20 protein-coding genes, 9 tRNA genes and 1 pseudogene are annotated in these 26,100 nt (G+C 38.0%); 5 read left to right on the top strand and 25 right to left on the bottom strand.

Annotated features, from left to right (window positions below):
* The 17 genes from MKJ01_RS07920 to MKJ01_RS07845 form a co-directional block, all read right to left on the bottom strand.
* Entirely contained in the window at positions 1-486 is a 486-nt protein-coding gene (locus MKJ01_RS07920; protein ID WP_241613204.1) for a ribonuclease H-like YkuK family protein, read from the bottom strand.
* A 121-nt stretch (positions 487-607) separates the two neighbouring features.
* A tRNA-Gln gene (locus MKJ01_RS07915) sits at positions 608-680 on the bottom strand.
* Between the two features lie 60 nt (positions 681-740).
* Positions 741-812: transfer RNA gene (locus tag MKJ01_RS07910), tRNA-Phe, on the bottom strand.
* Between the two features lie 90 nt (positions 813-902).
* Positions 903-976: transfer RNA gene (locus MKJ01_RS07905), tRNA-Leu, on the bottom strand.
* A 75-nt stretch (positions 977-1,051) separates the two neighbouring features.
* Positions 1,052-1,123: transfer RNA gene (locus tag MKJ01_RS07900), tRNA-Glu, on the bottom strand.
* A complete protein-coding gene (locus MKJ01_RS18820) occupies positions 1,109-1,231 on the bottom strand; it encodes a hypothetical protein (protein WP_302850479.1) in 123 nt (40 codons plus the stop codon). The genes MKJ01_RS07900 and MKJ01_RS18820 overlap by 15 nt, the downstream gene beginning before the upstream one ends.
* 683 nt (positions 1,232-1,914) lie before the next feature.
* Positions 1,915-1,986 (bottom strand) — tRNA-Asn (locus MKJ01_RS07895).
* Between the two features lie 65 nt (positions 1,987-2,051).
* Positions 2,052-2,124: transfer RNA gene (locus tag MKJ01_RS07890), tRNA-Glu, on the bottom strand.
* 5 nt (positions 2,125-2,129) lie between these two features.
* Positions 2,130-2,201: transfer RNA gene (locus tag MKJ01_RS07885), tRNA-Pro, on the bottom strand.
* Between the two features lie 67 nt (positions 2,202-2,268).
* Positions 2,269-2,342 (bottom strand) — tRNA-Lys (locus tag MKJ01_RS07880).
* Positions 2,343-2,348: 6 nt separating this feature from the next.
* A tRNA-His gene (locus tag MKJ01_RS07875) sits at positions 2,349-2,421 on the bottom strand.
* 829 nt (positions 2,422-3,250) lie between these two features.
* The gene (locus MKJ01_RS07870; RefSeq protein ID WP_241613203.1) at positions 3,251-4,273 is read right to left on the bottom strand and encodes a soluble NSF attachment family protein; all 1,023 of its coding nucleotides are present in this window, start codon (positions 4,271-4,273) and stop codon (positions 3,251-3,253) included.
* Positions 4,266-5,969: a hypothetical protein gene (locus MKJ01_RS07865; RefSeq protein ID WP_241613202.1), complete on the bottom strand. Its 1,704-nt coding sequence runs from the start codon at positions 5,967-5,969 to the stop codon at positions 4,266-4,268. The genes MKJ01_RS07870 and MKJ01_RS07865 overlap by 8 nt, the downstream gene beginning before the upstream one ends.
* The gene (locus tag MKJ01_RS07860; protein WP_241613201.1) at positions 5,959-8,349 is read right to left on the bottom strand and encodes a hypothetical protein; all 2,391 of its coding nucleotides are present in this window, start codon (positions 8,347-8,349) and stop codon (positions 5,959-5,961) included. Before MKJ01_RS07860 ends, MKJ01_RS07865 begins: the two co-directional genes overlap by 11 nt.
* Positions 8,340-9,083, bottom strand: a complete 744-nt coding sequence (locus MKJ01_RS07855; protein ID WP_241613200.1) for a hypothetical protein — start codon at positions 9,081-9,083, stop codon at positions 8,340-8,342. The genes MKJ01_RS07860 and MKJ01_RS07855 overlap by 10 nt, the downstream gene beginning before the upstream one ends.
* Complete coding sequence (locus MKJ01_RS07850) at positions 9,056-10,189, bottom strand: AAA family ATPase (protein WP_241613199.1); 1,134 nt, start codon at positions 10,187-10,189, stop codon at positions 9,056-9,058. The genes MKJ01_RS07855 and MKJ01_RS07850 overlap by 28 nt, the downstream gene beginning before the upstream one ends.
* Before the next feature lie 63 nt (positions 10,190-10,252).
* Complete coding sequence (locus MKJ01_RS07845) at positions 10,253-10,894, bottom strand: hypothetical protein (RefSeq protein ID WP_241613198.1); 642 nt, start codon at positions 10,892-10,894, stop codon at positions 10,253-10,255.
* 122 nt (positions 10,895-11,016) lie between these two features.
* Here MKJ01_RS07845 and MKJ01_RS07840 point away from each other — a divergent pair, with 122 nt between their 5' ends.
* The 3 genes and pseudogenes from MKJ01_RS07840 (at position 11,017) to MKJ01_RS07830 (ending at position 12,876) form a co-directional block, all read left to right on the top strand.
* On the top strand, positions 11,017-11,667 hold the full coding sequence (locus tag MKJ01_RS07840) for a hypothetical protein (RefSeq protein ID WP_241613196.1): 651 nt from the start codon (positions 11,017-11,019) through the stop codon (positions 11,665-11,667).
* A 112-nt stretch (positions 11,668-11,779) separates the two neighbouring features.
* Positions 11,780-12,109, top strand: coding sequence for a hypothetical protein (locus tag MKJ01_RS07835; protein WP_241613193.1), 330 nt, complete (start codon positions 11,780-11,782; stop codon positions 12,107-12,109).
* A pseudogene (locus tag MKJ01_RS07830) lies at positions 12,093-12,876 on the top strand (TatD family hydrolase). The gene MKJ01_RS07835 and the pseudogene MKJ01_RS07830 overlap by 17 nt, the downstream one beginning before the upstream one ends.
* Before the next feature lie 59 nt (positions 12,877-12,935).
* On the opposite strand, the gene deoD reads toward MKJ01_RS07830, so the two are convergent.
* The 8 genes from deoD to MKJ01_RS07790 all read right to left on the bottom strand — a co-directional run bounded on the left by deoD (position 12,936) and on the right by MKJ01_RS07790 (position 24,480).
* Complete coding sequence (gene deoD / locus MKJ01_RS07825) at positions 12,936-13,646, bottom strand: purine-nucleoside phosphorylase (protein WP_241613187.1); 711 nt, start codon at positions 13,644-13,646, stop codon at positions 12,936-12,938.
* A gap of 144 nt (positions 13,647-13,790) precedes the next feature.
* A complete protein-coding gene (locus MKJ01_RS07820; protein WP_241613185.1) occupies positions 13,791-15,245 on the bottom strand; it encodes a T9SS type A sorting domain-containing protein in 1,455 nt (484 codons plus the stop codon).
* A 444-nt stretch (positions 15,246-15,689) separates the two neighbouring features.
* Positions 15,690-18,776, bottom strand: a complete 3,087-nt coding sequence (locus MKJ01_RS07815) for a VIT domain-containing protein (RefSeq protein ID WP_241613183.1) — start codon at positions 18,774-18,776, stop codon at positions 15,690-15,692.
* Positions 18,777-19,284: 508 nt separating this feature from the next.
* Positions 19,285-20,253: a hypothetical protein gene (locus MKJ01_RS07810; protein ID WP_241613181.1), complete on the bottom strand. Its 969-nt coding sequence runs from the start codon at positions 20,251-20,253 to the stop codon at positions 19,285-19,287.
* Positions 20,254-20,460: 207 nt separating this feature from the next.
* A complete protein-coding gene (locus MKJ01_RS07805; RefSeq protein WP_241613180.1) occupies positions 20,461-20,634 on the bottom strand; it encodes a hypothetical protein in 174 nt (57 codons plus the stop codon).
* 465 nt (positions 20,635-21,099) lie between these two features.
* Positions 21,100-21,597, bottom strand: coding sequence for a hypothetical protein (locus MKJ01_RS07800; protein ID WP_241613178.1), 498 nt, complete (start codon positions 21,595-21,597; stop codon positions 21,100-21,102).
* 4 nt (positions 21,598-21,601) lie between these two features.
* Positions 21,602-23,794 (bottom strand): cysteine peptidase family C39 domain-containing protein, encoded by a 2,193-nt coding sequence (locus MKJ01_RS07795; RefSeq protein WP_241613176.1) that lies wholly within the window; start codon positions 23,792-23,794, stop codon positions 21,602-21,604.
* Positions 23,795-23,925: 131 nt separating this feature from the next.
* Positions 23,926-24,480 (bottom strand): hypothetical protein, encoded by a 555-nt coding sequence (locus tag MKJ01_RS07790; protein ID WP_241613175.1) that lies wholly within the window; start codon positions 24,478-24,480, stop codon positions 23,926-23,928.
* Between the two features lie 184 nt (positions 24,481-24,664).
* Between MKJ01_RS07790 and MKJ01_RS07785 the strand changes: the two genes are divergently transcribed.
* Positions 24,665-25,069 carry a helix-turn-helix transcriptional regulator gene (locus tag MKJ01_RS07785; RefSeq protein WP_241613174.1) on the top strand — a complete coding sequence of 135 codons (405 nt, stop codon included), beginning with the start codon at positions 24,665-24,667 and terminating at the stop codon, positions 25,067-25,069.
* A gap of 451 nt (positions 25,070-25,520) precedes the next feature.
* Positions 25,521-26,063, top strand: coding sequence for an SIR2 family protein (locus tag MKJ01_RS07780; RefSeq protein WP_241613173.1), 543 nt, complete (start codon positions 25,521-25,523; stop codon positions 26,061-26,063).
* Positions 26,064-26,100: the final 37 nt, after the last annotated feature.

Raw genomic sequence — 26,100 nt, 5'->3', positions numbered from 1 at the left:
TCACACCATCATATCAGCACAATTTGAACTTGCGAATGCGTAAGGTTTTGCTTTAAACACATAACCCATTCCCAGAATATAGCCCATGGCGTCTTTCAATGCGACGTTGGATTTGAAATCCGGGTCGGTATTAATGTCGGCGTGCACCTCCATTTCCACATCATAATTTTCCAGAATAGAGCAAATGGCGTAAGCAATCTCTACGGATTTGTTTACCTCGTTCAACATTCGCTCTTTGATACTGATACGCTGGAATTCTCTTTCTTTTCTGATAAAGGTAAACGCTCCTTTTCCCTCGCGGATAAACACGACCGCCGTTGCATAATTAATAGCGTCACCATAGACATGGGAATCTGATCCCACACATACTTTGAGCCGGTGCCCATGGGCCTGTTCGCGGATGATGGCTTCTTCTACCAGCTGTGTGATAGGGTCTCGGAAAATTTTCCCGTTCATATTCTGCCATATTTGTTGTTGCGTTTCCATTTTTTCTACATATTTAAGTTGTCTATTTTTTATAATTGATACATAATCATTGATACCTGATTTTTACTTGCGGTTATTTTTTTAAGGTCTAACCTCCGGTTTCTAAATTTCTATTTTTTTGTTGATTCATCAGGACTTGAACCTGAACAACAAGAGTCAAAGTCTTGTGTGCTGACCAATTACACTATGAATCAGTTTTTGAGTTATGAGTTACAAACTATGAGTTTTGAGCGTTAGTTATTACTCATGTTCTGTGGAACAGACAGGATTGAACCTGTACCTTTAGTTTTTCAGACTAACGTGCAGACCTTCTACACCACTCTTCCGAATTTATGGTAATGGGTACTATTAAAATCATGTTTAATATCTGCACCGTAACTATTACTCATTGCACATTACCTATCAATTATATTGTGTACGGGAAAAGGGAGTCGAACCCTTACTGTCCTGAGCCTAAATCAGGTGCGTCTGCCAGTTCCGCCATTCCCGCAGATTTTGAAACCTATTCAATTTCTTTTCACTTTTTACTTTTTACTTTTTACTTTTTATAATAACCTACGTCCTGTACTCTATAAGCGAATCCAACCCTTGCTTTCTGCTCGAAAGGCAGACGTCCTTACCGTTAGACGAATAGAGCCATTAACCAACTGACCAGGAATCGAACCTGAACAACAAGAGTACATTTCCTGCATGCTGCCGTTACATTATCAGCGGTTTTGGTGGAAGCAGTAGGATTGTTCATCATCCTTCTGTCTTATATTTATTCACGAATGCTTTGCATTTCGAACCTGCTCAGCAATGAAACAACAGATTTTACCTCTGTAGTTTATATTTTTAAGGAATCGTTCCCCATGCCAGTCTCCCCGACGCTCCAACTTCGGCGTACTTCATTTTTTATGGTTGATAAGCAATGGGTAATGAGTAATTTAACCCACTTACTTTTAACCTGAATTTGTGAAGAAAAACAAAGCCTGTCTTTAATTTTTAGTTTAATGTAAGAACTTCTACGCTCGACAAACTTTTACTTTTCTCCGGAACTGATCTCATTTCAGTTATTTGAGATGGTTATGGGAGTCAAACCCACTCAGCTTACGCAACGGTTTTGCAGACCGCCCCGAATCTTCCACTTCGGCGAACCATCAGTTTTTGGGTAATAAGCAAGTGGTAATGCGTAATCTTACCAACTGACTTTAACCTGATTTTTTTAAAAGAAAAAAAGCCTGTCTTAATTTTTATTTGATATAAGAACTTCTGCGCTGGACAGACTTTATTTTACCTAAAATTATATTAGGTCTTTCCTTTTATTGCTGTTTCCCGAGTATAAGAAAAAACCTGCCTATATATTCTGTGTTTTCTTGGTTTAAAGATCGTCTGCGCTTGGCAGGCCTTTTCTTTTTCTCGTCTGAAACAATTAACATTTAGTTTTTGCGATTCCGGAAAGACTTAAACTTTCAACTTCTGGTTTAACAGACCAGTGCTCTGCCATTGAGCTACGAAATCTTTTTTAATTTTAATATGGGGCACCTGATTATGAGTCAGGCGCTCTATATTCAAGCCACATTTTGCACTCCATAAGAGAATCGAACTCTTATCTGCTGCTCGAAAGGCAGCCGTCCTAAACCGTTAGACGAATGGAGCAACTGTCTGGAAAACAGGATTCGAACCTATGACCTCCCGCGTCCAAGGCGGGTAAACAACCACCGTTATCTTTCCAGTTTTGCAGATTCACTTCCATATTCTTTTCCGGGAGACAGCCGGAGCCGAATTTTCCGTGAATCTTTGTAATCCCAGAAAGATTTGAACTTTCAACCCCCGGTTTAAAAGACCGGTGCTCTAACCCATTGAGCTATGAGATTATATTGGGGTTTCTCCGGGGATCGAACCCTGTTCTCCGGTTCCACAGACCGGTGCTTTACCAAATAAGCTAAAGAAACCATAAAAAAAGCGCCTCTTTTTGGGAGGCGCTTTATATTTTTTGACGTGTCAGTTCGTTAGCTGACCCATTTATATAAGCACCTTTTTTCCACACATTCACTATCAAGAATACATGTATATCCTTTCGGCTCCTGTCCGTGTAGTCCTGAAAACTGATTAGATATGTTATGCAATTGTTTCATTATATTCATGTTGTTTAAAAAAGTTTTGAATGATTAAAAACGTGTTGCTTTTAATTTTCGGTTGCAAAGTAAAGATGATTTTTTTTAATTCACAAATTTATTTTTCAATTAACTATTTGAAAATCAATTAATTAAATTCAATATTTAGGATAAGGAATTTCCGTCCGCAGTATTCTGCAGATGTCTTAATTACCTAAATGACTGTCTCTCATTGGGTTATTGATCACGCTTTATTTCCGTATTAATTGTTCATTGTTGGTTAAATAATTTTCACTTTTCTGTTTATTTTTTTTCATTCTAAATAATTTCTGCCTTAAAAACACAAAAACGCCCCGTCTACCGAGGCGTTTTTACTATGTTTTGATTAAATTTTACAGGTTTTATTGTAAATAATTTTCAAAGCAAGCACATTTCGCCTCATTCCATATCATCCAGTCATATCCGAATAATCCCTTTACCGAAGGGCTTTCGCATAGATTTACATTGATATGTGCTCTTTGTATTGTCATAATTTTATTGGGGCAAAGATAAATGTTTTGTTCAGTATTTTAAAATTTTTATTGACCGGGATCATAAAATCCTGTAGTTTCGAAAGCTTCAGCCGAGGGGTTAATCAGTTTCTGTCTTTTTGTGTCATCTGTCAGACATCAATTCCTGAACATCCTGTTCCTTCCGGTTTTATATCTCGAAATATCCTTTAAGATCACTTCATCCTGAGGATTAAAATGTTTCAGTTCATTGACGATTTCTGAATGGGTATTTATCTTATCAGCTATGATCTCATAAGCGATATTCCTGGTGGTTTCCCGGAGGTCAGAACTTTTCCTGAATTCATGCTTCATGGCTTCAAGGTAGATGATTTTCTGTTCTGAAGAAGTCTTCTGATATAGATTCCGGATTTCCCGTCCGAGCTTCTTAACATCTGTAACATTGGCAAAATAATTATTCAGACAATTGAATGCATCACGATCTTCTTCCCAGCCTTTCAACAAAATTTTCTGTGCTTCATCCGGCATTTCCATTTTCTTACGGTAGATCAAAGAACCTTTTACCATCTGATGGTTATGTACGTAATCATCTACCACCATCTGATAATAAGTATTTGCACTTTTTACATCGTTAATTTCCCTGTACAGATCGCCGACTTTTTCCTTCTGCTCAAGTTCTTTATACAGATCAATTGCTTTTCTGTACTGCCTGGCTTTTTCATAACATTGCGCTGCTTCAGATTTATTTTTTAATTTTTTCAGGTAAATAACGGCTGCCTCATTATAAAACCCACCTTTCTCCAGGGTTTTGGCACCGCGGTAATGATCCTGAAGAAGATTTATGTACACCTTCGCTGCTTTTTTATAGTCTTTTTCGGCAATATATTTTTGGGCAAGCTCTTCATATGTATTCCGGATCCGGTCGAAAAGCGATGATTCTACATAAAAATTTTCACTGCCGGACCCGCCTTTGTAACCAGATGAGTTTCTTTCTTTTTCTTTATTCTCAAGATTTTTAAGAACCATAAAAATGACTACGGCGATAATCAGGAAAATGGCGAGAGTTCCCATGACGCTCCAGAACCCCTCGTGAAACAGTTGGGCAATAATTCCAATGATTTTAAGGATCACCAACAGGAAAAATGCCGCTATGAATTTCTCTATAAACTTCTGCTTATTCATCTTTCTCTGATTTTAAAATGGTTTTATCTTCACTGAACAAACGATAAAGAAGAAATGCAACACCGATAATAAGAACCCATACAAACCAGTTATAGCCGAACATTTCAATAAGCGGATAAAACAGGTACACCAGCATGCCTGTTAGAATAACAACCAGCATGATCTTAACCCGGCCGGAAACATTATTACCTCCGATATTCAAAGGTTTTTTTCTTATGATAAATGAGTACAGCCCGACAATTCCCGTCATCAGAATAATTAAAAAAACGATTTCCAGAATAGGGTGTTCTTTATCGTGACCTGCCTTTTCAAATGTCTGGGTCTTTTTAGCCTGATCAGAAATGACAGGAGGTTCCGGATATTCTTTCGTGCCATAGAGCCGTCCCAGAGAATCTTCAATCAGGACCTGCTTCTTCTTCCATTTCTTTGCCACGATCCCTTTATCGGCAGGCTTCCCGGAGCTTATTTTACTCAGTGAATCTGTAATTTTTTTCTTATACTTTTCTTTAGTCTGGGCTACGTATTTCACAATTTTTTTAGCATAGGCTCTTTTAAGTGAATCTTCGGAATTCCTGATTTTCCTGGCGGTAAAATCTATTTCTTCAGAAATTTTTTCAATAGGCCGGCCTCCGTTTTTCAGATATTCTTTGTAACTGTCTGCATCATCAGAATTCCGATACCAGCTTTTCGCCCTTAAATGTTCATTCAACAATTCCCGGCGTTTCCGTCCATACATGGAATCAATCTTCAGGTCTATATCCGTAACCCCTGACTGATAGGCCACTATAGGGTAAGTCATACTTTCATCAATCTCTGAAATTTTACCGGAAGAATTTATCTCCTGAGACGGAGAAGATTCAATAATACGATACAGGGAAAACCACACCACAGCTACAATAATGAATATCGACCACAGGACCCATCCGTATTTTCCGGGGTAAAAAAAACGTCCCCCGCCATTACCTCCAAATAATTTTCCTAGCCTTATTTTTTCTAAGAAATTAAACTTCCCAAAACCGTTGCCTCTTGATGTTCCCATAATATCTAACGGAACTCCTAATTCTACTGCCCGGTCAGGATATTTTTCAATATATTTCAAATACTTTTCAATTTCCTTCTTATTTCCGGCCATTACTTTTTTCAGGTCAAAAGGAAGATTTTTCATCCATTCTTCTTCAGCCTGTGGCTTCTGGAGGGATTCCAGGACTTTATCATCATCCATTTCTACAGCGTAGCTCTCAATGTTCTGAGGAATCCTTACGCCATTCAAGGGTTTACGTACCTTATCTGCCGACGGTTCCGGATCTTTGATTAATGAAATCCAATCGATTTCTTCATTTAATTTCACCAATCCGAAATCAGGATGCATAATGAGATATTCTGCAGTTATATTCTGCCAGTCTTCAGGATTTATCTTCGGATAAAAAGTGGTGTTTTCAGGAATAAAAAGCCGATCATCAACACATTGCAAATAAGTGTTTTTCCCAATTTCAGAAGGGGCAATATTTTTAAAGATCAAAAAGCATCCGTACAAAACATTGGGTTCATTTGACGGAATCGGAAATGACTGAACTTCATTTAAATCGATCCCTAAAATTTCCATTTCATGAAGCCATGTCAAAGACGAAGGCCCTTTGATTAAAAGTCCTTTTTTAGGATATTTATTCTTTGGGAAAGGCGTAATTCTAAGTTCCATACTCCAAAATATGTTTGATATAGGCTTCCATATAATCAGAATACATATCGTCCATCTCCCTGACTTTCAGTTTTGTTTCTTTAGGCAGGTAATATTCCGAGCCGCCGAATTCTTTTTCAGTCGCCAATGCCAGATAGCCGTAATAGGTAGACGGCAGATAAAAGGTAGGAATATTTTTATTGCTGCTTATAAAAGTCACCATTCCGCGATGATCTGTTATGATCTCACTGCCATCTTCAAAAGTGAATCTGTTTTTATTCTGACCCGCCCAGACCGTAATATTCTGCGTATTCCTATCAAATTTATACACATGTTCATCTTTTCTCATTAAAGCCCATTTAGCTATAACCAGTTCATCCGATGCATTAATCCCGATACCGGTAAAATTGTTTAAAATTTTTATCCCTCTATACCTTAATCTTTGCATTTCAGATTTGCTCCTGAGATCGCTTTTAGAAATTTCATGCTTATTACTGACCTGCTCCATAGAAATACTCCCTTCTATACTGATTTTAAAAATAAGAAGGGCATTTTCATTATGCAGATAGAAATTTTTATCAAAATACATCAGCGTAAATCCTAAGGGAATATTTTGTCCGGTCAGGTTAAGTTCGGAATATTCTTTCGTATTGAGGTTCAGCCTGGACAGTATTTTCCTATCCGGCTGATACTGAGCCAGAACATAGTTTCCGGATTTATTCCTGGCCAGGGCAAAATACCCTCTCGTTCTCACTGAAATATCTTCCATCAATACTTCACAGCCTCTTTCGATACTGGAATTCTGGTAAATATTTTTGTTGTAATAGTTATCTGATAAATAGGTTCTCAGCAGTTGCTTTTTATTGCTTAACATATAAAACTCCCCTTCGTATAAAAATACGGCGATCCGGTCTTTCGGTGTCGGAAACAATATTGGGTAATTGACAGGGACCAAAGCTTTAATGCCGTTGCCATACACAAAACTTCCTGATTTCTGTTTTGGAGGGTTTGCCCACAGCTCTTTGAGCGGAAGAAGAATTTTCTGAATGTGCTTTCTTGTTCCCTTTTGATGTCTGAAAAAATTCAGTTCGCCATCTGAGGAAGTTGTCACCAGGAATTTCAGCCGGTCACGGTTTTCATGAATCACTTTCTGAAGATTCCCGTGAGCTACATTTTCCTGATGCGTAATGAAAAAAACCTCCAAGTCTTTTCCTATATGTTCATCATTAAAGAACTTTTCAAGTGTCTCGGAAACTTCCAGAACCGGGCTCACCTGATGCAGGTTTTCGATGACCTGCTCCGTTGTATCCAAAGAAACCGGCACCATGGTTTGTCCCAAAGTAAACACTTTGCATTCCGAATTTGCCTTCGGATGCTTGATGACGGCTATGGCTGAGGCAAAAGCCAATACTTTCGGGGTTCCCCAGTTTTTCAGGGAAGTATCGATTAAGATAATTCTTTCAAAAATATTTTCTTCAGGCGGAATTTCCCGTTGCATGTATAACGTTTCGTTATTTGCAACACGGTTCATAAATACCTCATCTTCATTGGCAAATTCTGACAAAAGCATCCTATGGAAATCGCCTTTGTTGGTCATATCAGAAATCCCTCCGATCTGCTGCTCTCCGGGAGAAAGATGCCGCATCGGAATTTTCAGGCCGCTCCAGATTCTTTTAATTAAGCTTCCGACCTGGAATGTTTTGGGCTCTTCTATCAATTCCTGAATAAAATCTTTACCGGTTTCGGTAATATTCGGTTCTTCCACCATTCCATCTTCAAGCTCAGGAAGATCAGCATTATCTTTTATGGAATCGATGATTGCATCAGTCGTTGGAAATTTCTTATGGAGTAAAGCAAGAATTTTAAAATCTTTGCTCACGACCGATCTGTTGAGATGATTTTGAACGGCAGCTTCTGATATCAAATAGGGTCTTTTCTCAAACCTTTTAATCATGAGATGCGAAGCTTCAAAAGAAATCAGATTGTGACTATCTTTAAAAACAGATCTTAAAAGAAGGATTTTATTCTGTCCCCTTTTAAAAGAATCTCCTACGCTATTCAAATTCTCTAAAAAATTAATGGCAGATTCTATATCATTTCTGATCTCTTCTCCTACAGGATTTCTCATCTGCCTGTTTAAATGGTAGAAAAGACCATCCATATTCAGGTAGCCATCCTGAAGGGCATATAGCACCAAAAGCAAAGAGCCGAACGGAGGCAAACCCTGATCTTTCAGTTCTTTCAACACTTCCACGATATAATGCCGGTACGCAATAGCTCCAACATTTGGGATTGAAACAAGGTTGCTTTCATCATAGCCTGAAGGATCCGGGACATCTTCATCAGTCACCCATTCCCAGAAATAATGTTCATAGGATTGGAAATAGTTTTTCACTTCCATGATTGTGATTTTTCAGTCAGGCGGAATGAGCTTACAGATAATTTCCGGAAATCATTTTTATTAAGGGGCAAAACATTTCCTTTTTCACTCCATAAAAGCCATTGATCCTGGCTTGCATTATATTTCTTCTGCAGTACAGAACTTAAATTTTTAAACTCAAAATCAAAACCTGCCGGCAAAAGATGGTTGTCTTTCGTCCAATAGGTTTTTCCCGGGAAACTCAGCACAGGACTTCCCAGAAACAGCGCTTTATCATTAATAACAATCCAGTCCAGTTTTTCCAGTTTAAATTTTGGCAAAGCCACAATCATCTCTTTAATATCGGCTATGGAGCATAATAAAGCAATGGCAGGCTGCTCTTCTTCACTGGGTTTTAATTTAATTCCAACATGTTCATCAATCCCGAAAAAATTTTGGTTTGACGGAGGAAGTGTTAAACGCAAGGCCTTATCAATAGGATTCCAGAGCAAGGCTGTTCTTACTTTTTTACTTGGAACCAAAGCATTTCTGCGAAATAAAAGCCCTTCTCTTAATTCGTATAGCAACAAATCCGGCAATTGCTGTATTTCAGTTGAAGCTGCCTGTTCATCCGTGAAGCCTTTCAGCCAGATCACGTTATCATCCGTTGCCAGCCGGATATTCTTCCAGTCGCGCACGGATCCTAAAAAGTCTTCATCTTTACGCGGAAGCTCTGCCCAAAATTCTTTTAGGCGCTGTGAAGGATCTTTTGCCATAAACTTTCTATTTCCTGTTGAATATATTGTTTCTGTTCAGGATTTCTGATCCAGTCACAGCGGGTCTGGAGATATCTCAGTTTATCCTTGATCACATTCTGTTCTTCAAAACTCAGCGTTGTACTTTCCCATTTTCCGACCAGGATTTTCACATCTTTCATCACCTCTTCCGGGTTTGGAGCCTTGTTCCGTAATGCCTGGGGATGGGATGCCGGGTTATCGTCTTTTTCAATGGTCCTGTTGATGATCCCTTCCAGGATTTCAATCTGTTCTTCAGTATCCCAGATGTGTTTCAGTATCCATAAATCTGACAGAATCGCTTCATTCCTTCCGCAGATCAATGCACTCGCTGCGATCAGGTTCTGCAACTTCACGGCTCTACGGTCGGAAATGGCAATTCCTGTATTTCTCAGATTGATGATGGTATTCAGATAGACTTCATAAACCGGTTTTAAATCGACGGTTTTACACAGGTTCTGAAGTTCCCTGATCTCGGATGAAAGAATTTCAGGTACGTCAGATTCGGTATTGTTTTCCAGTTTTCTTCCGGCCAGCAGCACCTGCTGAAGAAGTTCAGGATGTACATAATCTACATTAATACGGATCAGGAAACGGTCGAACAGGGCATTCAGCGCTTCATCTTCCGGAAGGATGTTGCTGGCTCCTACAAACATCAGTGCCGGCAGGTGCCTGGTTTCTTTTCCTCTTTTAAAGACTTTCTCGTTCAGAGCCATCAGAAGGGAATTCAGAATGGCAGAATTTGCGTTGAAAATCTCATCCAGGAAAACCATTGAGGCTTCCGGCATCATGCCTTCCGTATTGGTGAGAAGCTCGCCTTCCTTCAGCTTTCTGATATCGAACGGGCCGAAAATTTCATTGGGTTCGGTAAAGCGTGTCAGAAGGTACTCAAAGTTTTTTCCGTCTGCTACGGATCGGGATAACGTTCTTACAATGGCTGATTTTGCTGTTCCGGGAGGCCCGTATAAAAAAGCATTTTCCCTGGCCAGCAGACAGATTCCCAGGAGGTCTACCACGTCATTCTTTCCAACGTAAGTATCTTTGACATATGACAGGACCTTGTTTAATTTATCAATATGATGAGTCATTCTCTTCTGTATTTATAGTTTTTGTTTTCTTTACTGTCCATTTATCGTATCAGGACATCAGGATTAATGATTAACTTCTTTTAATTCCCTCCAGAACATATCTTTATGCAGACCGAATTCCGCTATCAGCAAACGATTGATATAAGGAATCTCAGCCAGTTTATCATCTTTTTTTTCTACTATCCGTTCAAGATATAATTTCCGGTAGGTTGCGTCTTTCAGCTCTTCTTCCCAATTGACTCTTTCCAGGTTTATATCAAAACCAATTGCCGAATAATGGAATTCCATTAAAATATTTTCCAATAGCCTGATTAAAGGATCTTCCGGATCGGCATTCTGCAGTACCGCCATGATCTGCGGTAAAAACCTTAATGATAAGTCTGCGGATAATAGGGAAGGAACATTTCTTTTTCCTTTATATTGAGGAATGAACTGAGATAAATCCTTTGCCGTATTTTTTCTCACCAGATAGAGCTGTGCACTATGATACAAAACTTTTGCAGCCCAGACGGCTGCTTCCCTGTCGTAATCAATCTGATCCGACAAAAATTCCAGCCGTTCCCTGTCAAATTCAGATTCAAAATAATCCGCAACTTTTTGCTCTTCCTGCGCTGAAATTTCCTTGATATGGGTGAAAATGGTAAGACATCCTTCTTTACGAAGCAGAAATAAAGTATCTAAAAACGGGCTTTTGTTTTCCGGCATAGAACAAAAATAAAATTATTTCTCTGAGAACAAAACTTTTCGGTAAGGATTGATTATAAATAGCACCGGATTTTTAATTTTGTCAAACAGAATATCAATAATCCGATCAAAAACAGGCAATCATGGAATTATTTAAGCGCTGTATTTCGTTATGCACTGAGGAATGGAAGGAAAAATATAAAGCCCTACTCTATGATGAACACCTGCAATCCCTCACTGACAACATTCAGAAGTTTAAAAACCAGACCTTAAACTGGGACCGCCCATTCTTTAATGAGGAAATACCGGTTGACCGGAACAGCAACTTTACGGCATTCATCCCTATTCTTGAAAGCCAAAATACTGATCAATATAAAGCACAGCAGCTGGAGCAACTTCCCTTCGAACACTGGCTGAATATTTTGGGACAACGGCTAACACCCGCAAGCATCCGGGATGAAAATGCAATTCCTCCGCTTCGGTCCGTCCTGATCGAAGCCTGCGAAAAGCCTTTTAACCAAGAAATCACCACAGCACAACGGGCTTGGGAAAAACATGCGGGTAGAACAGATAGCCCGTTTTGGGGCGATATACAAGGAAACAATGAGCAAAAGCTGCAGAAAGTGGCGGAAAAAATCCATTACATCCTCGATCATAAGACCTGGTGGAATGTATTCTTTCATTACAAGCATGGACTCGTTTTTGAGGTACGGGAAAAGGAAGGTCACGGCATCCGGTGGAGTCACGGCGGCACGGAGCTGATCGGCTTTCTAGAAGTTTTTATTAATAAATAATTGCTGTATCGGGCAGCCACTTTGGATCTGAATAACATAAAACAAACGGATTGATTAATTTTTTGTTAAATATTGTCCAGGTTTTAGACTAAATTCCCATTGAAATAAAACAATGAAAAACATATACAATAAAGGGACTTTCAGAAGTTATGAATGGGGTAAGATTCCACCCTATATGAAAAAGTACGGCAATAAAAAATGGAGAAGAACGGAAAAGTCTGAAATCGAAGATCAGCTTAGTGAAACTGTCAGATTCTTTAAACAAAGAAAAAATAGAAGGAAATTAATCCGGGCTAAAATCACAAGGGAAGTTAACGGAAGAATAGATTCTGAGTACAGGAGTTTTTATTCCGAGAAATCGTTTAAAAGCTCAATAAGCCGGGCGCATGTGACAAGATATTTTTTAATTCATCAAACATCAAAAAATGAATACACTGATTGACATCGGTATCAACTTAACGAATAGACAGTTTCACAAAGAACATGAAGAAATTATCAACCGTGCCCTGGATCAAGGTGTGGATCAGATGATCCTTACCGGTACAAGCGTACATGGAAGCAGGGAATCTGCAGGGATTGCAGAAGAGTATCCTGGAATTTTATATTCCACAGCAGGCATTCATCCTCACGACGCGAAGTCTTTTACGGGTCAGAGCATTCAGGAGCTCAGAACATTGCTGCAACAGAACCATGTGGTTTCTGTGGGGGAATGCGGACTGGATTTTGACCGCGATTTTTCACCGAGGCCTGTTCAGGAAACGTGTTACCGTGCACAGCTCGAATTGTCGATTGAAGTCAACAAGCCGCTTTTCCTGCATGAAAGATCTGCTTTCAAAAGGTTTAATGATATTACTGATGAGTATCGTTACAATTCTGAAAGCGGTTGTCCACTGCTTTACCGGAACGCTGAATGAAGCAAAAATCTACCTGGATAAAGGTTTTTACCTGGGATTCACGGGAGCGGTAAGTGATCAAAACCGGTTCAGCCATCTGGAAGAAGTAATCCGGTATGTTCCGCTCGACCGTATGATGATCGAGACTGACGCACCGTTTATGCTGCCGAAAAATAGGCCACGGGTACAACACCGCAGAAATGAACCTGCGTTTCTACCCTATGTGGCACAGGCTATTGCCCGTATAAAAAAAATCAGTATTTCTGAAGTGGCAGATGAAACCACAAAAACAACCAGGAAATTTTTCAATATATAAAAAGAGCTCAGCATATCTGCCAAGCTCTTTTTGTATATCGAAACAGATTATAATAATTTTTACAGTCCTTTAATGGCCGATTCCAGCGCCAGCTCCATCATAGGCTTAAGGGCTCTTTCCCTTTCATCTGCGGAAATTTTCTCGTGGGTGGGGATAATATCCGTTACAGTAAGAAGAGTAGCCGCATTTTTCCCCAAATGCTGTGCATTGGCAAATAATCCGAAAGCTTCCATTTCCACAGCAGGACAGTTGTACTTAGTAGCAATCGCAGGGATACTAGGGTCTTTGCGGTAGAATATATCGCTGCTGTGGACATTGATGGCTTTTGCGGTTAACGAAAGCTCTTCAGCCGTCCGGTTCAGGGTATCGAAAATAGTTCCCTGGTGGGAAAGTATTTCTTCCTCAATTTCCCATGCATATTTCGCATATGTGCTTTCACTCGCCGCATTTTCAACATTCAGAATATCAAAAAGCTTAAGATCGGTACTGTAAGCCCCGCAGGTTCCGATTCTTATAATGGTATCGACTTCATATTCGGTAAATAATTCAAAAGAATAAATCCCGATGCTCGGAAAGCCCATGCCGCTGGCTCCTACCGTAATTTCTTTCCCTTTATAAAAGCCTGTATAATAAAAAATCCCTCTTGTCTTGCTGACCAATTCTGCATTGTCCAGGTATTTTTCGGCAATAAACTGTGCACGGAGCGGATCTCCCGGCTGCAATACCACTTTGGCAATCTCTCCTTTGCCGGCACTGATGTGAATACTCATACTGTTATTTTTTCAATAGAGCAAAGATAAAAAGAAAATGCTCTCTAATGGCATGCTGGAAATATTTTGAATTTGGCTTACTGTTCCCCATTTATATCGCATCAGGAGCTCTCCAATACATTAAAGAAACTCAGTTTAAAGAAGCTATTTCTTTAAAAACCGGGAAGTCACTGTTCCTTTTCCTGTCTGTAATTTTAAAAGATACACTCCTGCATTTAAATCACTTACATCAACAGAGTGAATAAAAATCTGATTTTTTCGGTCTATTTTTTTTCCGCTCATATCATAAATCTCATAGCCCAATACGATTTCACCCGACTGAATATATAACGTTTCCTTAACGGGGTTGGGATATATTCTCATTTTCTGATGTTCAGTTTCTTTAACAGCCAAACTGCCGGTATTGAAAAAATATTTGCGGAGCGTTCCTATATATCTTTGCTGCCAATTATACCAGATCCCATAGATTCCGATAAAAACCAGAGAATTTCCATATATCTCAAAGCCTTGGTTATAAACAGGAGTTCCATCAACTGTACCAAATACCGGAGTGATAAGTTTACCGTTTAAACCAAAAGAAGGATCAAGATTACCGTCAGAATCCATTTTAAGAGCATAAAAGGTTCTTATGCCTGTCCCTGAAAGCATAAAAGTATTATCCTCCAAACGCTGTAATTTTGAAGGAGTTGAATTTGACTGTATGGGCATGGTGGCAATTCCTGTATTTTTAAAGGAGGTATCTAAAGTCCCGTTAGGTAAAAGACGGTACATGATAAGTCCAAAACAGTTATTGCCATAACAAAGGCTTCCGGATGTAAATCCTAAAATTTTTCCGTCATCAAGAAATTCGAAGTAGGTTGCATCCCCAACGTATTCCCCACCCTGATACATAAAATGCCCGCCGGTCCCAAAAGAAGGATCAATATTCCCGTTAGAATCCAGTTTCGTCATTAAAATCTTCCTGTTATTAACAAAAATCTCATGCTTTCCTCCTATAAAAATTTCGTTATCAGCATTTACCTTTATTCTTGTATACCTGTAAGTTGATCCTAAAGCAATCTGCCCATTGGTTCCGAAGGTCATATCCTGGGCTCCATTGGGAAGCAACCTTATAATTGTATAATTGTAATTGCTTCTTCTTAAAAGATAAGTTTTTCCTGAAGGATCTACAAAAAAATCAACAAAAGTTGTTAACTGGCTGAGTGTGGTGAAACTGCTGACAGGATTTCCATCTGCGTCAATCTTTTCTAAAAGTCCTCCGGCACTCATGACGATATAATTTCCATCGTTTGCCGGTTCTATTTTATCATAGGCACGGTCCGGATAGAAATATTTATACCCCATTCCCTGAAAACTTGTATCTAAAACCCCATTGGCTGTAAAACGGACAAAAAAGCTTGGACCAATAGCCAAAATTTTTCCATCAGCAAGCTTTACCGTTGCATGAATCTGGAAACCGCCCGCCGGCTGCCCACTTGGGCTGTAAAAGGTATGGGAAGTAAATCCGTTATTGGTTCCGTAAGAAGTATCCAATAAATTTTCCTGTCCAAAAATATACAGAGAAATACAAAGACCCAAAAAGAATAAAATTTTTCTCATAAAAATAAGTTATGGTTATCGTGAATCAATTAAAAATAATCTGAGCAGCAAATATAGATATTAATATACAGAAACAGCGGTTTTCGATTTTTACCGCATCACACTTATTGGCTGCTTCATAATTATCTTCGGTCTTCATTGCTTTCATTTTACCAATATATAGAAATAGCCGTATTGAGGATTCAGAGTTGTATGAGTAGTTTTAAAGTTTAAATGGTCATCTGATAAATTGTTATCAACAGCAAAATACGTAAAAAGGAGCGCTTGGATTGCCGGAAGCGCTCAAAAGGTCTTATTTATGATAGCTCAACCGTTATATAAAGAAGCTCCTTAGATATGGTATTATCATCTTCATTTATTGAAAATCACAGGATGTGAGATGATCAGCTGTACATATGGATCAAAACACAGCACCTGAAACGGAACCGTTCTGTACGATCGGTATTAAAATTCAAACTCACCGATCAGGATGCCGTCATCTCCTGTTTTTCTATCTTCTTTCTGATTTTGGAATACTACAATTTTCCTTTCCTGTTTTCCTGTAGCATAGCCGATATACACCTCGGCCATAATGGCGGTCGGCCCTGCAATACCGGCCTGCCTTTCCCCAAAGAAATTCGTCTGGATTTTATATTTTCCTTTGACGGCTTTTTTCAGCAGGAACTGCTCCGGCCCGAAGCCTCTGGTAAAATCATCACTCAGCCTTCCTCCGATTTCTGTTTCTTTGTGAGAATAATAGCAGCGTTCATGGTTGGGATCCGTTACCCAGAGATCAATATCCGTATCATCCTTATTCCAGTTGATCACCACCCTGATATTAACCGGAAGATCGGCAATGATTTTCGGACTGATCTTTTTCAGGTCCAGCTGATTTCCGTACCTGCTGATCAGCTGGTTGATTTCCATAATAATAATTTCTTCAATCCCCTGATCACGGTCTGCCAGCTCCCTGGTATAAGACTGGGTCAATACCTTATACAGATGATCCAAAGCTTCCTGATACTTTCCGTTATCTTCCAGAGCCAGGGCATAATCCCGGTAGCTCTGAGCATCGAAAGGCCTCCATTCAAGAACTTTCCCGGTAACCAGCAATTCTTTATCATAAGCTCCGGCCTGCTTCAAATTATAAGCTAACAACTTATACAATTCTTCATTTTCGAGGTCAAGATCGGCAATGGAACTGAGTACCTTCATCCCTGCCTGCTTATCCTTGTTTTTAAACAGCAGCCGGGCAACATCGAAATAATACTGCGGAAGATTTTCGTAGGCTTTCCTGTTTTTGAGATAGGCCTGATACAGAATTTGCGGATTGCTGATCCCGTTAAAGAATTTCATATATTCTTCATGAGAAACCACATCCACCACCATGCTCCTGCCGGAATTCATAACTTCAGAAGGCATTTCGGCTGTATTACGGCTGCTGATTTTCAGTCCGGCAGCTCTTCCCTGCAATGACTGAACTGTATTCGAGGAAGCAATGGAAGCCATCCCACGCACACTGATCTGCGGGTTTTGCCTTGCGGATTCCGAAGTAGCAGCCACGTAACCAGAAGTCACCGCCTCTATTCTTACCATTTTTGCAGCCCTCTCATTCATTACGACTTCTTCTATCTCATTCTGCCGTTCCACATGGGCTTCCGAACTTCCATCTCTTCTTTGAACTCCTGAAACTCCCGTAACCACGATTTCCCGGACATCAAGTGTCCTTACCGTATCATTTTCTGAAGAATAGGATTTGGGTTCAGGATACCGTTTCGGCTTTTGCTGATACTCTTTTGCCCACCATGCCTTTAACTTTTCAGTCATGTCTTCAGCATCCTCAAGGAGATCTTTTACTCTTTCATCTTTGGCCGCACGGTTATTCTTCACCATGGCATCGAACTGTGGCTTTAAGTCTGCGGGCGGGGCAATATCATACCGTACATAATCTTCTACGTTTTCCAGCACCATCAGGCTCATGCTGTTGCTCACCAAACCAAACTGCCGGCTTAAACTTTTGATTTCATCCTTATTCTGCTGCTCAAAGATTTCCAGCTCGTTCAGTTTTTTCTGCGCCCAGAATTTAGAGATTTCCCAGTCGTGCACAGATTGTTCGTTTACATCCGGATTAATCGTCCGGGTTTCTGTGACTTCATTGCCATAGCCGAATTCCAGCTTAACCGTTGTTTTGTTTCCTTTTAAAATTCCCGTCAGGACAAAATCGTTTGAAACAGTCTGCTTCAGTGAAGGATATACCTCATCAACGGAAGTATTATTTTCAATGCCTAAAAATTTCAGTGGCTGGAACAGCAATTTCCTGACTTCCTGGTTAGGATCATTTTCAATGAGGTTCAAAAATTCACCACCTGTTTTATTGCTTATGAATTTCAACTGGTTAAAATTCACATGATCCGAAGAGGCCACGGTGTAAACACGCTGTTTCCAGTTCAGCCTGAGATCTCCGAAAGAAGCCAGCCCGTCAGTAAAAAACAGGATTTCATCTCCTTTTACGGGTTGCAATGATCCGAAGTCCGTTCCGCCGTCATAGGTCACCTGTGCTAAATACGATTTTAAACCGCTCCAGTCTCCATGATTTATAGCAAAACTTTTTCCGCCTTCAAACGTATTGTTGAGGAAATACGTGTTTACCGTAAGTTTTTTATGGGTTTTAAAATAGGCTTCCAGCAAGGCCCATTCTCTGGCATGGTCACGTTTTATTCCGCTTAAGGAACAATCCCACACGATGGCCAGTTCACCGGGAAGCTTTTTCGGACGTTCCGATGGACTGATGTCCAGACTGGCCAGGAAATAAGATGAGTCGCCGGAAGCTTTCTGTATCAACAGGCTGTGTCCGGCATTATTTTGAGGAAAATGTATTTTCAAATTACTTCCGGGCTTATAATTGACTTTACGGGTTTCCGCTACCCAGATCTTTCCGTTTTGTACAAAATTAAAACTGCCGTTCGGCCTCTCTTCCAGCTGAGGTACCGAAGCATTCTGAAAAACAGTGGTTTTGATGGTGAATTCAGGAATCTCCGATGGATAATGTAACGGCATAAAATACAGGTAGCCATTCCCTGATTTTTTCAGTTCGCTGTTATAGGTAATCTGAACGGTTCTTTCGCCTCCGTTGGCGCCGATCGGGTAAATAGTGGTCCGGAAATTATTTCCTTCAACCTTTTCCAGAATACCCGGATCAATATTTCTCTTTTTAATCGTCTCATACACTTCTTTTGCTTTTTCTTTTTCCACAGGAACCGCCTGTCGCAGTTTCCCGTTAATATCCAGTGCATACCCGCTTGCATTCACCCCTTCAGGAAGCGGAAAGGTCATCCGCCCTTCCCTGAGCCGGTTTGAATTGTTTTTAAAGACCATCGTTACAACATGGGTGGAAAGATTTCCTATAATCTTTGTCTCGATGCTCAGTTTCTGAAGAACCACCTGATTATTTTTTTCGTATCCCCCTTTTCCGTCTGCCGTTTCTATAACAGGAACCTGCGCTATGCATATTGAAGAAACAAAAAGCAAAAATTGTATATATAATGTTTTCATAGGGTAATTTTTTTGTTTGACCATACCTTCTATAGATAGAGATGCAGAAATACGAGAACGGGTTGGAACGCACCGATAAATAGCTATTAGGCCTGGATCAGAAGTACCTTATAAAAGATGCAGGACGAAGGATATATTTACATTCATTATTTGTTCATTTTAAGATCCGCTTAAGAACCTTTTTTACAGAGGAATTTTCTACCACCTTGAAGAATACAGGATAAATATACCGCAGAATTCCTCACTTTAAAACACCCTTGCCAACTATGACCGGTTTTGGCAGGTTTTGACGGGTTTTGACAGGGCATGTTGCACCTTTCTTCGGTAGTCCTTCGGGAACTCTTCGGTAGTTGTTCGGAAAAAAGATGTTTTTTCCGAACAACTACCGAACAAGTATCGAACGAGACCCGAAGAAACGGATGCTAAAATGGTTGGAAATGGCAATAATGGGCCGGGAGATTATAAAATTTGAATTGGTGATAAACACTTTTAATAAACAATACTTCTATCATTCATGGTTATTAGACTGATTAAAAGTAATCATTTCCAGTTTGTCTATATCTGTTATATAGGAATCAATAGAAAAGCATTTTATTTTTTCCTCCTCTTCATACATATACCAAGTGGTTTCACTGCCATATGGATTAAAGATGATAATTCCTTCCCAGTTTCCCCATTGTCCAAATGATTTATGATGTTTTAGATTACCATTTATAATCCTATTTACTAGTCGTAGAAATGTAGTATCTTCCTTTGTCTCAAAAGTCAGGATTAGTTTATGGGCATTATTGTTTTCCGAGACATACGTTTTTTGGTATTGTTTATCCGGAAAGGATTCAGAATTGTCTATTCTTTTCAGTTCGTTTCTATGTGCGTTCTGCACTCCATCTGTTAACAGTTTTGTCATTTTTTCATTTTCAAATTTCACATACTCTTTTATGGAAGAAAACCCAATATGTATATCTTCCAGAATTCTAAATGACATTAGAGGCCCAGATTTAGCATACATTAAGCTAATACTAATGATCAATAAGTCATTGTTTTGAGTATTGGAAACCAAAACTTTTACGGGAATAAAAACTTCTTGATTAAGATCATTTTGTGAGATTCTGTTTTCTTCTATTAGAATTTCTTTAATAAAAGAATGTTTCCAATCAATCTTAATTTTTTTGTTATCAACCGTAAATATTTTTTTGCAATTGAGAAAATTTCTTACAATATTATCGCCATACATTGCATTATTATACTTATAATCAGAGCTATCAGACATTCTCTTATATCGCAATGTATCACCGTTTTTCATATAGTCCTCCAGTAATTGCCTGTAACTTTGATGTTTTTTAAAAAATGAAATTAAATTATCGTTCTTTAAAAAATTAGTGATTTCTTTTATGTCTTTTTCTACAGTTTGTTTATGTTGTGAAAAAGAGATAGTATGTACTGCAAAGATTAGAATTAAACAAATAAAATATTTCATTATTAGCTGTTATTATAAATTATGATTATATAAAAACCACCTTTTTACTCTTACTTAAAAAATGGTTTTATTAGAAAATTATAACCTATTTTGTGAATATGGCTATATTCCTTATTCATTAGGAATAACCTTATAAGAAATTACACAAAATTAGAGGAAAAATATTTTTTTTCATAAAAACCGCTCATTTCTGAAAGGTTTCTAATTTTAAAAATTTTCTGCTTTCTCCAATTCTTCTAATATTTTATCCATTATTTCTTGGGTTGTAAAATATATAATGTCGTTTTTTGAATCATCATATTTTTCTCTATCATTCTGAACCATAAACCCGGTTATTTCAGGAGCTTTATCTTTAAACGTTAAACGAACAATCCCCACCATATCCTCTGTGGATATGCAAACAAAAATTCCAGTATAAGTTAAGCTACATTTTGATAAATTTTGTTTTGATTGTTAAACTCTCGAATAGCCTTTTCAGTCCATTCAATACCATTATCTTTAGCCAACTGTCTTATACATGCTGCTGCACAAGACATACTATGCTCTTGGGCAACCATATTTCTGGAAAGGACTTTAAGATACTTTAAAATCCCTCCAGTTTCCAGTTCCTATTTTAGGTTTCAGAATTTTATTCCAGAAAGCATTTACTTCTTTAAAATCTCCTTTGAAAATAAGTTTTCCTTTCCATTTTAGAAGATAGCCATCTGCTTTGGCTAAAATTTCAACACCTAGTTTCTTGAATCCAATTCTGGCACTTATAAGAATATTGTAAATGCCGTAAGCTAAAAAATAACCATTCCGAGAAAAGAAATGGTTATTTCTCGTAAGAAAGTTTTTATTTTAAGCCTATTTTAATATCTTATAGGAAGTATAATCCCTGATCGTTTTCAGTTCATAAAACTCTTGCTTATCCGCATCTATAATCCTGATATCATCTAAAGGAACATTTTGACAATGAATAAAGTTGATGAATTGCCCAGCATTAAACTTACCTTTAACAATAATATCAAAACCTTTTTCTGTTTCTAGGGAGCTGTACCATTCCCACTCTCTTATTTTTTGGAATTTATAAACAGACATATTTACGCTTTTTAATAATTCATCATATTTCTTATCATTATCATCCAATTGCCTTATCTTGTTTACTATACCTTGTGGTAATAGCTGCTCCCATTTAGGGTCTTCATCACTTAAGTTCTTGTTTTTTAAGATTGTTAAAACTGCATTCTTAAAATTGTTTAGTACTTCTTTTGAGTGGGCGACATTTCTTACCCTAACAATCTGATACCCTTCTAAAGGTTTCTCTCCTTTTGTATTGTATTGTATATTTCCTTGTTCTGTCATCACTTTATTTTTTTATAATTACTGCTTTGTCATTAAATATCTTCTCAAAGTCTTCTATCTTCATAGAATAAGAAGCTCCTTGATTCATAGGCAAAGGGTCTCGTAAAAATACCTTTCCACCTTCCACTTTTTCCAATACTACAGCATGACCTTTAAACTCATCTGTTCTTAAACTTACAATTGCTTTATCTCCGTCTTCTAATTTTTCTAATAGCTTAGTGAATTTAATGTCCCCTTCAGCAATAGAAACTACTTCATCTAAGTAGCTGTTATATAATGCATCTGGAATATCTAAAATAGAAGCACCATTCTTATCTGTATTAAGAGCTTTTGCAAGATATTCTTCGCTTTTAACAATTCCTTTATCATCCAATACCATTCTTAAAGAGGTTGAAGCACAGGTGTAATCTGTAGATTGTCCAAAGATTTTAGCTTCATTTATCCATTTTTCTATTTTAATTCCTGCATTCTCAGCAAAGGATTTGGTTGCATCACCGCCACCTTTCTGAAGTTTTCTGCCTCTTATTATTACTTCCTCCAAATCATGAATTTCATCAGCAAATTCTTCTGCTTTAGCTCCATTCTTAGCACCCTGCAATAATTCTTCAATGAATCTGGCAAAGCCAGCAAAACCTTTAGCACAAGCCTTCCCAAATCTAATAATAAATCTTGAAAGAAAAGCCAGTAAATCTGTAATTCCCAGTGTTGCTACAGAAACTGTTTCCCTTGCCAGAACCTTTAGTAAACTTGCTGCCTTCTGTACATAAGTAGCTCCCTTTACAATATTCCCTGCACCCTCTGTAAAGATTAAAAGCAGAATATTAATCAATAGTTCAAAAGCAACAATACCCACATAGAAAGCTACTGTATATCTTGAAATATCACCAAAATATTCCTTCATCTTATCAAATATCCCTTCCATATCAGACTGAGAGATACTTCCGCCGGCTTTAAAAAGGTCTTTGACTCCCTGTAAGAATTTTGGGACATTCTCAGATACCCAATCCAGCACATCTTCTGCCTTTTCCATCAAATCTCTTCTTTCAAGATACTGCTGATAGGAGAACGTAGTGATAGGCTGCAAGAGAAATTCTAAAATATAAAGTAAACACTGTATAAGGCTGATCAATCCGCTGTTAATGCCGCAATAAAAGGCATTGGCCAGCTTAAGGATTTCTATGCCCTGTTTAGCCATTTCACTAAGATCATCTGTTACATTGGTAAGAAAGGATTTAATATCATTGATAACACCTGTAATTTTATGAATCAGCTTCTTAAAAGCATCAGGCAGATGGTCTATAGAAGCATTTTTAACTTTGCGTGCAGTCTGTTTTACCAATGTCCATACTTTAGAAAAGGCAGCCTCTGCTCCCTGAACAAAAGGGTTGTCTCCCAGGTCTTCAAAGAATTGTGCAGCCTTGTTTAAGTTAACAGCTCCTATAATAGGGACTAATGGAGAGTAATCTTTAGCTTTAGGATTGTAATTTTTCTCTGTGGGCTTAAAGGCTTCTAACTTTTCAGCACACCAGCCAATGGCATCAGCCGGAACAGAGTACATATTTCCTATCATCTCTTCAAATTTCCTGTCTCCTGTATAAAACTGATACTCTCTCATTAAAGCCTGATGAACAAGAGCAGCATCTATGTTATCCTTCTCAAAAGTATAAGCCAACTGTGCGAGATAAGCCGCTTCATCTTCCATTGAGGTAATATTCCTGAAGAACTTACCACCAACAGATGAGGGTAGTGGTTCAGGAAACCTCTTGAAGAGCTGTACAAAATAATCTCCCATCTTGGCAATATAGAAGTCACCGGAAAAATTTGATTTGTTAGGATCAGGCTTCTCATAAAACAGGAATAAAGCCTGTTTCTTCCTTGCATTAGCCTGATAACTTCCATATACCTGTGAGCCTGTTTCACAAGGCAGCACTTCTGCATAATATTCATATCCTTTTTCCCCTTTTTCATCCAATCCTGTAGAAGGAAAAACTGAAGATACAGGATGGTCAGTCAGATAAGAATATCCCAAAGGTGTGTTTGTGTAATCATGAAACGGGCTTCTGTAATCAGGAGAGTCATCTTTGCTGATCATGGTGTCGGCAAAAGCATTGTTCCGTTGAACTCCCTGGTTTACCTCTTCAAAAGTGAGTGTTTTAAATTGTGATAAATCATCAAATTCGTCATCAAATTCTTCCATAAGCTTTGTTTTTAGAATTTAGTATTTTGTTTAATATTTCTAAGAGCAAAGCTAATCCCCGCTCACGCCAGAACTCGACGTGTTATATCTGACAAAGGAGTAATGGATATTCTATCCCGGAAAGGAATATATTATCCGGAGTTACGCGGTACTTTTTTCCTGATCTTTTTTACCCCTCTTTCACTCATCACCTGCGCAGCATCCAGCATTTTGACTAAGTAAATGTATGGAGTGAACAGGTCATAATTAAATTCTTCCCTATAAGGAGAAAGTGATACATGAACAATCTCATTCAGGAAAAAATCATACGCTTCCGGCGTTTTGCATTCAAATGCTTTTGCAAATACCAGAAACGGATTTTCATATTCTTCTTTCGTCAGGGAAGCCTGGCTCATGACCTGCCATTCTTCGGGAGCTTTCTTTACTCTCCATTTTTTTGCCTTGAAGGTCAGCAGATAACCGGCTCTTATAAATGACCTGACAGCAGTATGGAAATCAAAAACCTCTCCCGGACGGTCTTTTTTACAGACCTCAGCTTTGTAGACATACAGCATCATCTCATTGAGTGTGTTTTTATAGCCTTCTACCGTACAGTAGGTAAAGAAAACACGGATCAGTTCAAAAGGGTCTTCTATTTCATAGGTCGCCCAGAAACCGGTTTCCATCAGTATTTTTATCTTTTTCATAAGGATAGGATTTAAAATATAAGGACTAAATTCCGGTCTTATGCCTGAATACGCTATACTTTCAGGGAATAAAATATCTTGGTGAAGGGATATTTACAGGATAATTTTTTAACTTTACCCTTCATTCAGACGAATTAACAAAATGGCTTTATCTTTTAAGCCTTATAAAATTTTGCGCACCGCTATGGAACAGAAAATACATCAGGGAAGAAACGTGAAACGCTTCAGGGAAATGCTGGGCATCAAGCAGGAGGCTTTGGCTTTTGACCTGGGCGAAGACTGGAATCAAAAGAAAATTTCTCTGTTGGAACAGAAGGATATTGTAGAAGATCATCTGTTGGAAGCCATTTCTAAGGCTTTGAAAATTCCTGTGGAAGCTTTTAAGAACTTTGATGAAGAGCAGGCTATCAATATTATTTCGAACACATTTCATGATGAGGCTTTTATCGGTAATTCCGGTGGTACATACAACATCAATCCAATGGTAGAAATCATCAAACTTCATGAAGAAAAGATTGCTTTGTATGAAAGGATGCTGAAAGAAAAGGATGAAATGATGAGTAGGCTTGAAAAGCTTATTACTAAATAAAATATAAGTAATTCGGGATAATTACTTTTTTATTAATACGGCTTAACTATGATGTTGAGCCGTATTTGTTTTCTGTTGTATCAATGACTGAAATGAATAATTATTTCAAAAGGAAAAAGAAAGTTCATTTCTAATGTGTAAGATTCCATTTTTTCTGATACTCTTTTCTTGTAATCGATAATTTTTCATTTTTTTAATTTTTGAGTTAGAATAATATCAAAAGAATTGAGATCATACAGCACAAACAAACTCAGCTTTCAACTTGAATTTAATTGTTCCTGCAAAATTTCATATTCTTATAAATGGTGGGGAGAGGTTTTCCTTTCCTAAAGATGTGGGCTTTTATAAGGGGATTTGCTCTTGAATAATTTTTTTAAGAAATTTTTTTTAATAAAAAAATCACTGATTTTGAGTACTTTTAAAAAATAGAAGAAACAATGAATAATTTATAATGATGAATGGTGAAATAAAAAATAAAATATCAATTTTAAAAGAAGCTATAGTTACTGACAGATTGGTAATATTTGCTGGTTCAGGAATATCTCTTGATTCAGGACTTCCTCTTTGGGGAAGTTTGCTTGAAGGAATAAAGAAGAATTTAAATGAGGAAATAAGAGGTGATGATGCACTAAAAATAGCCCAATTACTCTACAATGAGAAAGGAGAGAAAGAATATTATGATATTGTAAAAGAACTGCTATATAAAGACAGTACTGAAAAATATAATAATCTTCATGAAATGATTTTTAAATTAAATCCGCAACATATTATTACAACTAATTATGACAATTTCTTTGAACAAATTATAGAAAATGAAGGATTAGATTTTTCTGTTGTGGTAAAAGATGAAGATTTACCTTACGCAAAGTTTAAAAATTTATTGATAAAGTATCATGGCGACTTTGAAAATCATAATATTGTTTTGAAAGAAAATGATTATTTAGAGTTCTCTAAGTGTAATCTTCCCCAAAAACCGGAACATTTAAAGATATAGTTTTTAAATTTGGGATAGATATGAAAAACAGTAAATT

Source organism: Chryseobacterium sp. SSA4.19, from assembly GCF_022601875.1.
Classification (GTDB): domain Bacteria; phylum Bacteroidota; class Bacteroidia; order Flavobacteriales; family Weeksellaceae; genus Chryseobacterium.
This window is presented reverse-complemented; position numbering and strand designations above follow the sequence as displayed.

Coding starts and splice junctions, on each gene's coding strand:
- MKJ01_RS07835 (WP_241613193.1), top strand. CDS start 11,780: ATGAAAAACATATACAATAAAGGGACTTTCAGAAGTTATGAATGGGGT.
- MKJ01_RS18820 (WP_302850479.1), bottom strand. CDS start 1,231: ATGATGAACAATCCTACTGCTTCCACCAAAACCGCTGATAATGTAACG.
- MKJ01_RS07850 (WP_241613199.1), bottom strand. CDS start 10,189: ATGACTCATCATATTGATAAATTAAACAAGGTCCTGTCATATGTCAAA.
- MKJ01_RS07820 (WP_241613185.1), bottom strand. CDS start 15,245: ATGAGAAAAATTTTATTCTTTTTGGGTCTTTGTATTTCTCTGTATATT.
- MKJ01_RS07840 (WP_241613196.1), top strand. CDS start 11,017: ATGGAATTATTTAAGCGCTGTATTTCGTTATGCACTGAGGAATGGAAG.
- MKJ01_RS07865 (WP_241613202.1), bottom strand. CDS start 5,969: ATGGAACTTAGAATTACGCCTTTCCCAAAGAATAAATATCCTAAAAAA.
- MKJ01_RS07810 (WP_241613181.1), bottom strand. CDS start 20,253: ATGAAATATTTTATTTGTTTAATTCTAATCTTTGCAGTACATACTATC.
- MKJ01_RS07785 (WP_241613174.1), top strand. CDS start 24,665: ATGGAACAGAAAATACATCAGGGAAGAAACGTGAAACGCTTCAGGGAA.
- MKJ01_RS07790 (WP_241613175.1), bottom strand. CDS start 24,480: ATGAAAAAGATAAAAATACTGATGGAAACCGGTTTCTGGGCGACCTAT.
- MKJ01_RS07795 (WP_241613176.1), bottom strand. CDS start 23,794: ATGGAAGAATTTGATGACGAATTTGATGATTTATCACAATTTAAAACA.
- MKJ01_RS07920 (WP_241613204.1), bottom strand. CDS start 486: ATGGAAACGCAACAACAAATATGGCAGAATATGAACGGGAAAATTTTC.
- deoD (WP_241613187.1), bottom strand. CDS start 13,646: ATGAGTATTCACATCAGTGCCGGCAAAGGAGAGATTGCCAAAGTGGTA.
- MKJ01_RS07780 (WP_241613173.1), top strand. CDS start 25,521: ATGATGAATGGTGAAATAAAAAATAAAATATCAATTTTAAAAGAAGCT.
- MKJ01_RS07845 (WP_241613198.1), bottom strand. CDS start 10,894: ATGCCGGAAAACAAAAGCCCGTTTTTAGATACTTTATTTCTGCTTCGT.
- MKJ01_RS07815 (WP_241613183.1), bottom strand. CDS start 18,776: ATGAAAACATTATATATACAATTTTTGCTTTTTGTTTCTTCAATATGC.
- MKJ01_RS07870 (WP_241613203.1), bottom strand. CDS start 4,273: ATGAATAAGCAGAAGTTTATAGAGAAATTCATAGCGGCATTTTTCCTG.
- MKJ01_RS07800 (WP_241613178.1), bottom strand. CDS start 21,597: ATGACAGAACAAGGAAATATACAATACAATACAAAAGGAGAGAAACCT.
- MKJ01_RS07860 (WP_241613201.1), bottom strand. CDS start 8,349: ATGGAAGTGAAAAACTATTTCCAATCCTATGAACATTATTTCTGGGAA.
- MKJ01_RS07855 (WP_241613200.1), bottom strand. CDS start 9,083: ATGGCAAAAGATCCTTCACAGCGCCTAAAAGAATTTTGGGCAGAGCTT.
- MKJ01_RS07805 (WP_241613180.1), bottom strand. CDS start 20,634: ATGGTGGGGATTGTTCGTTTAACGTTTAAAGATAAAGCTCCTGAAATA.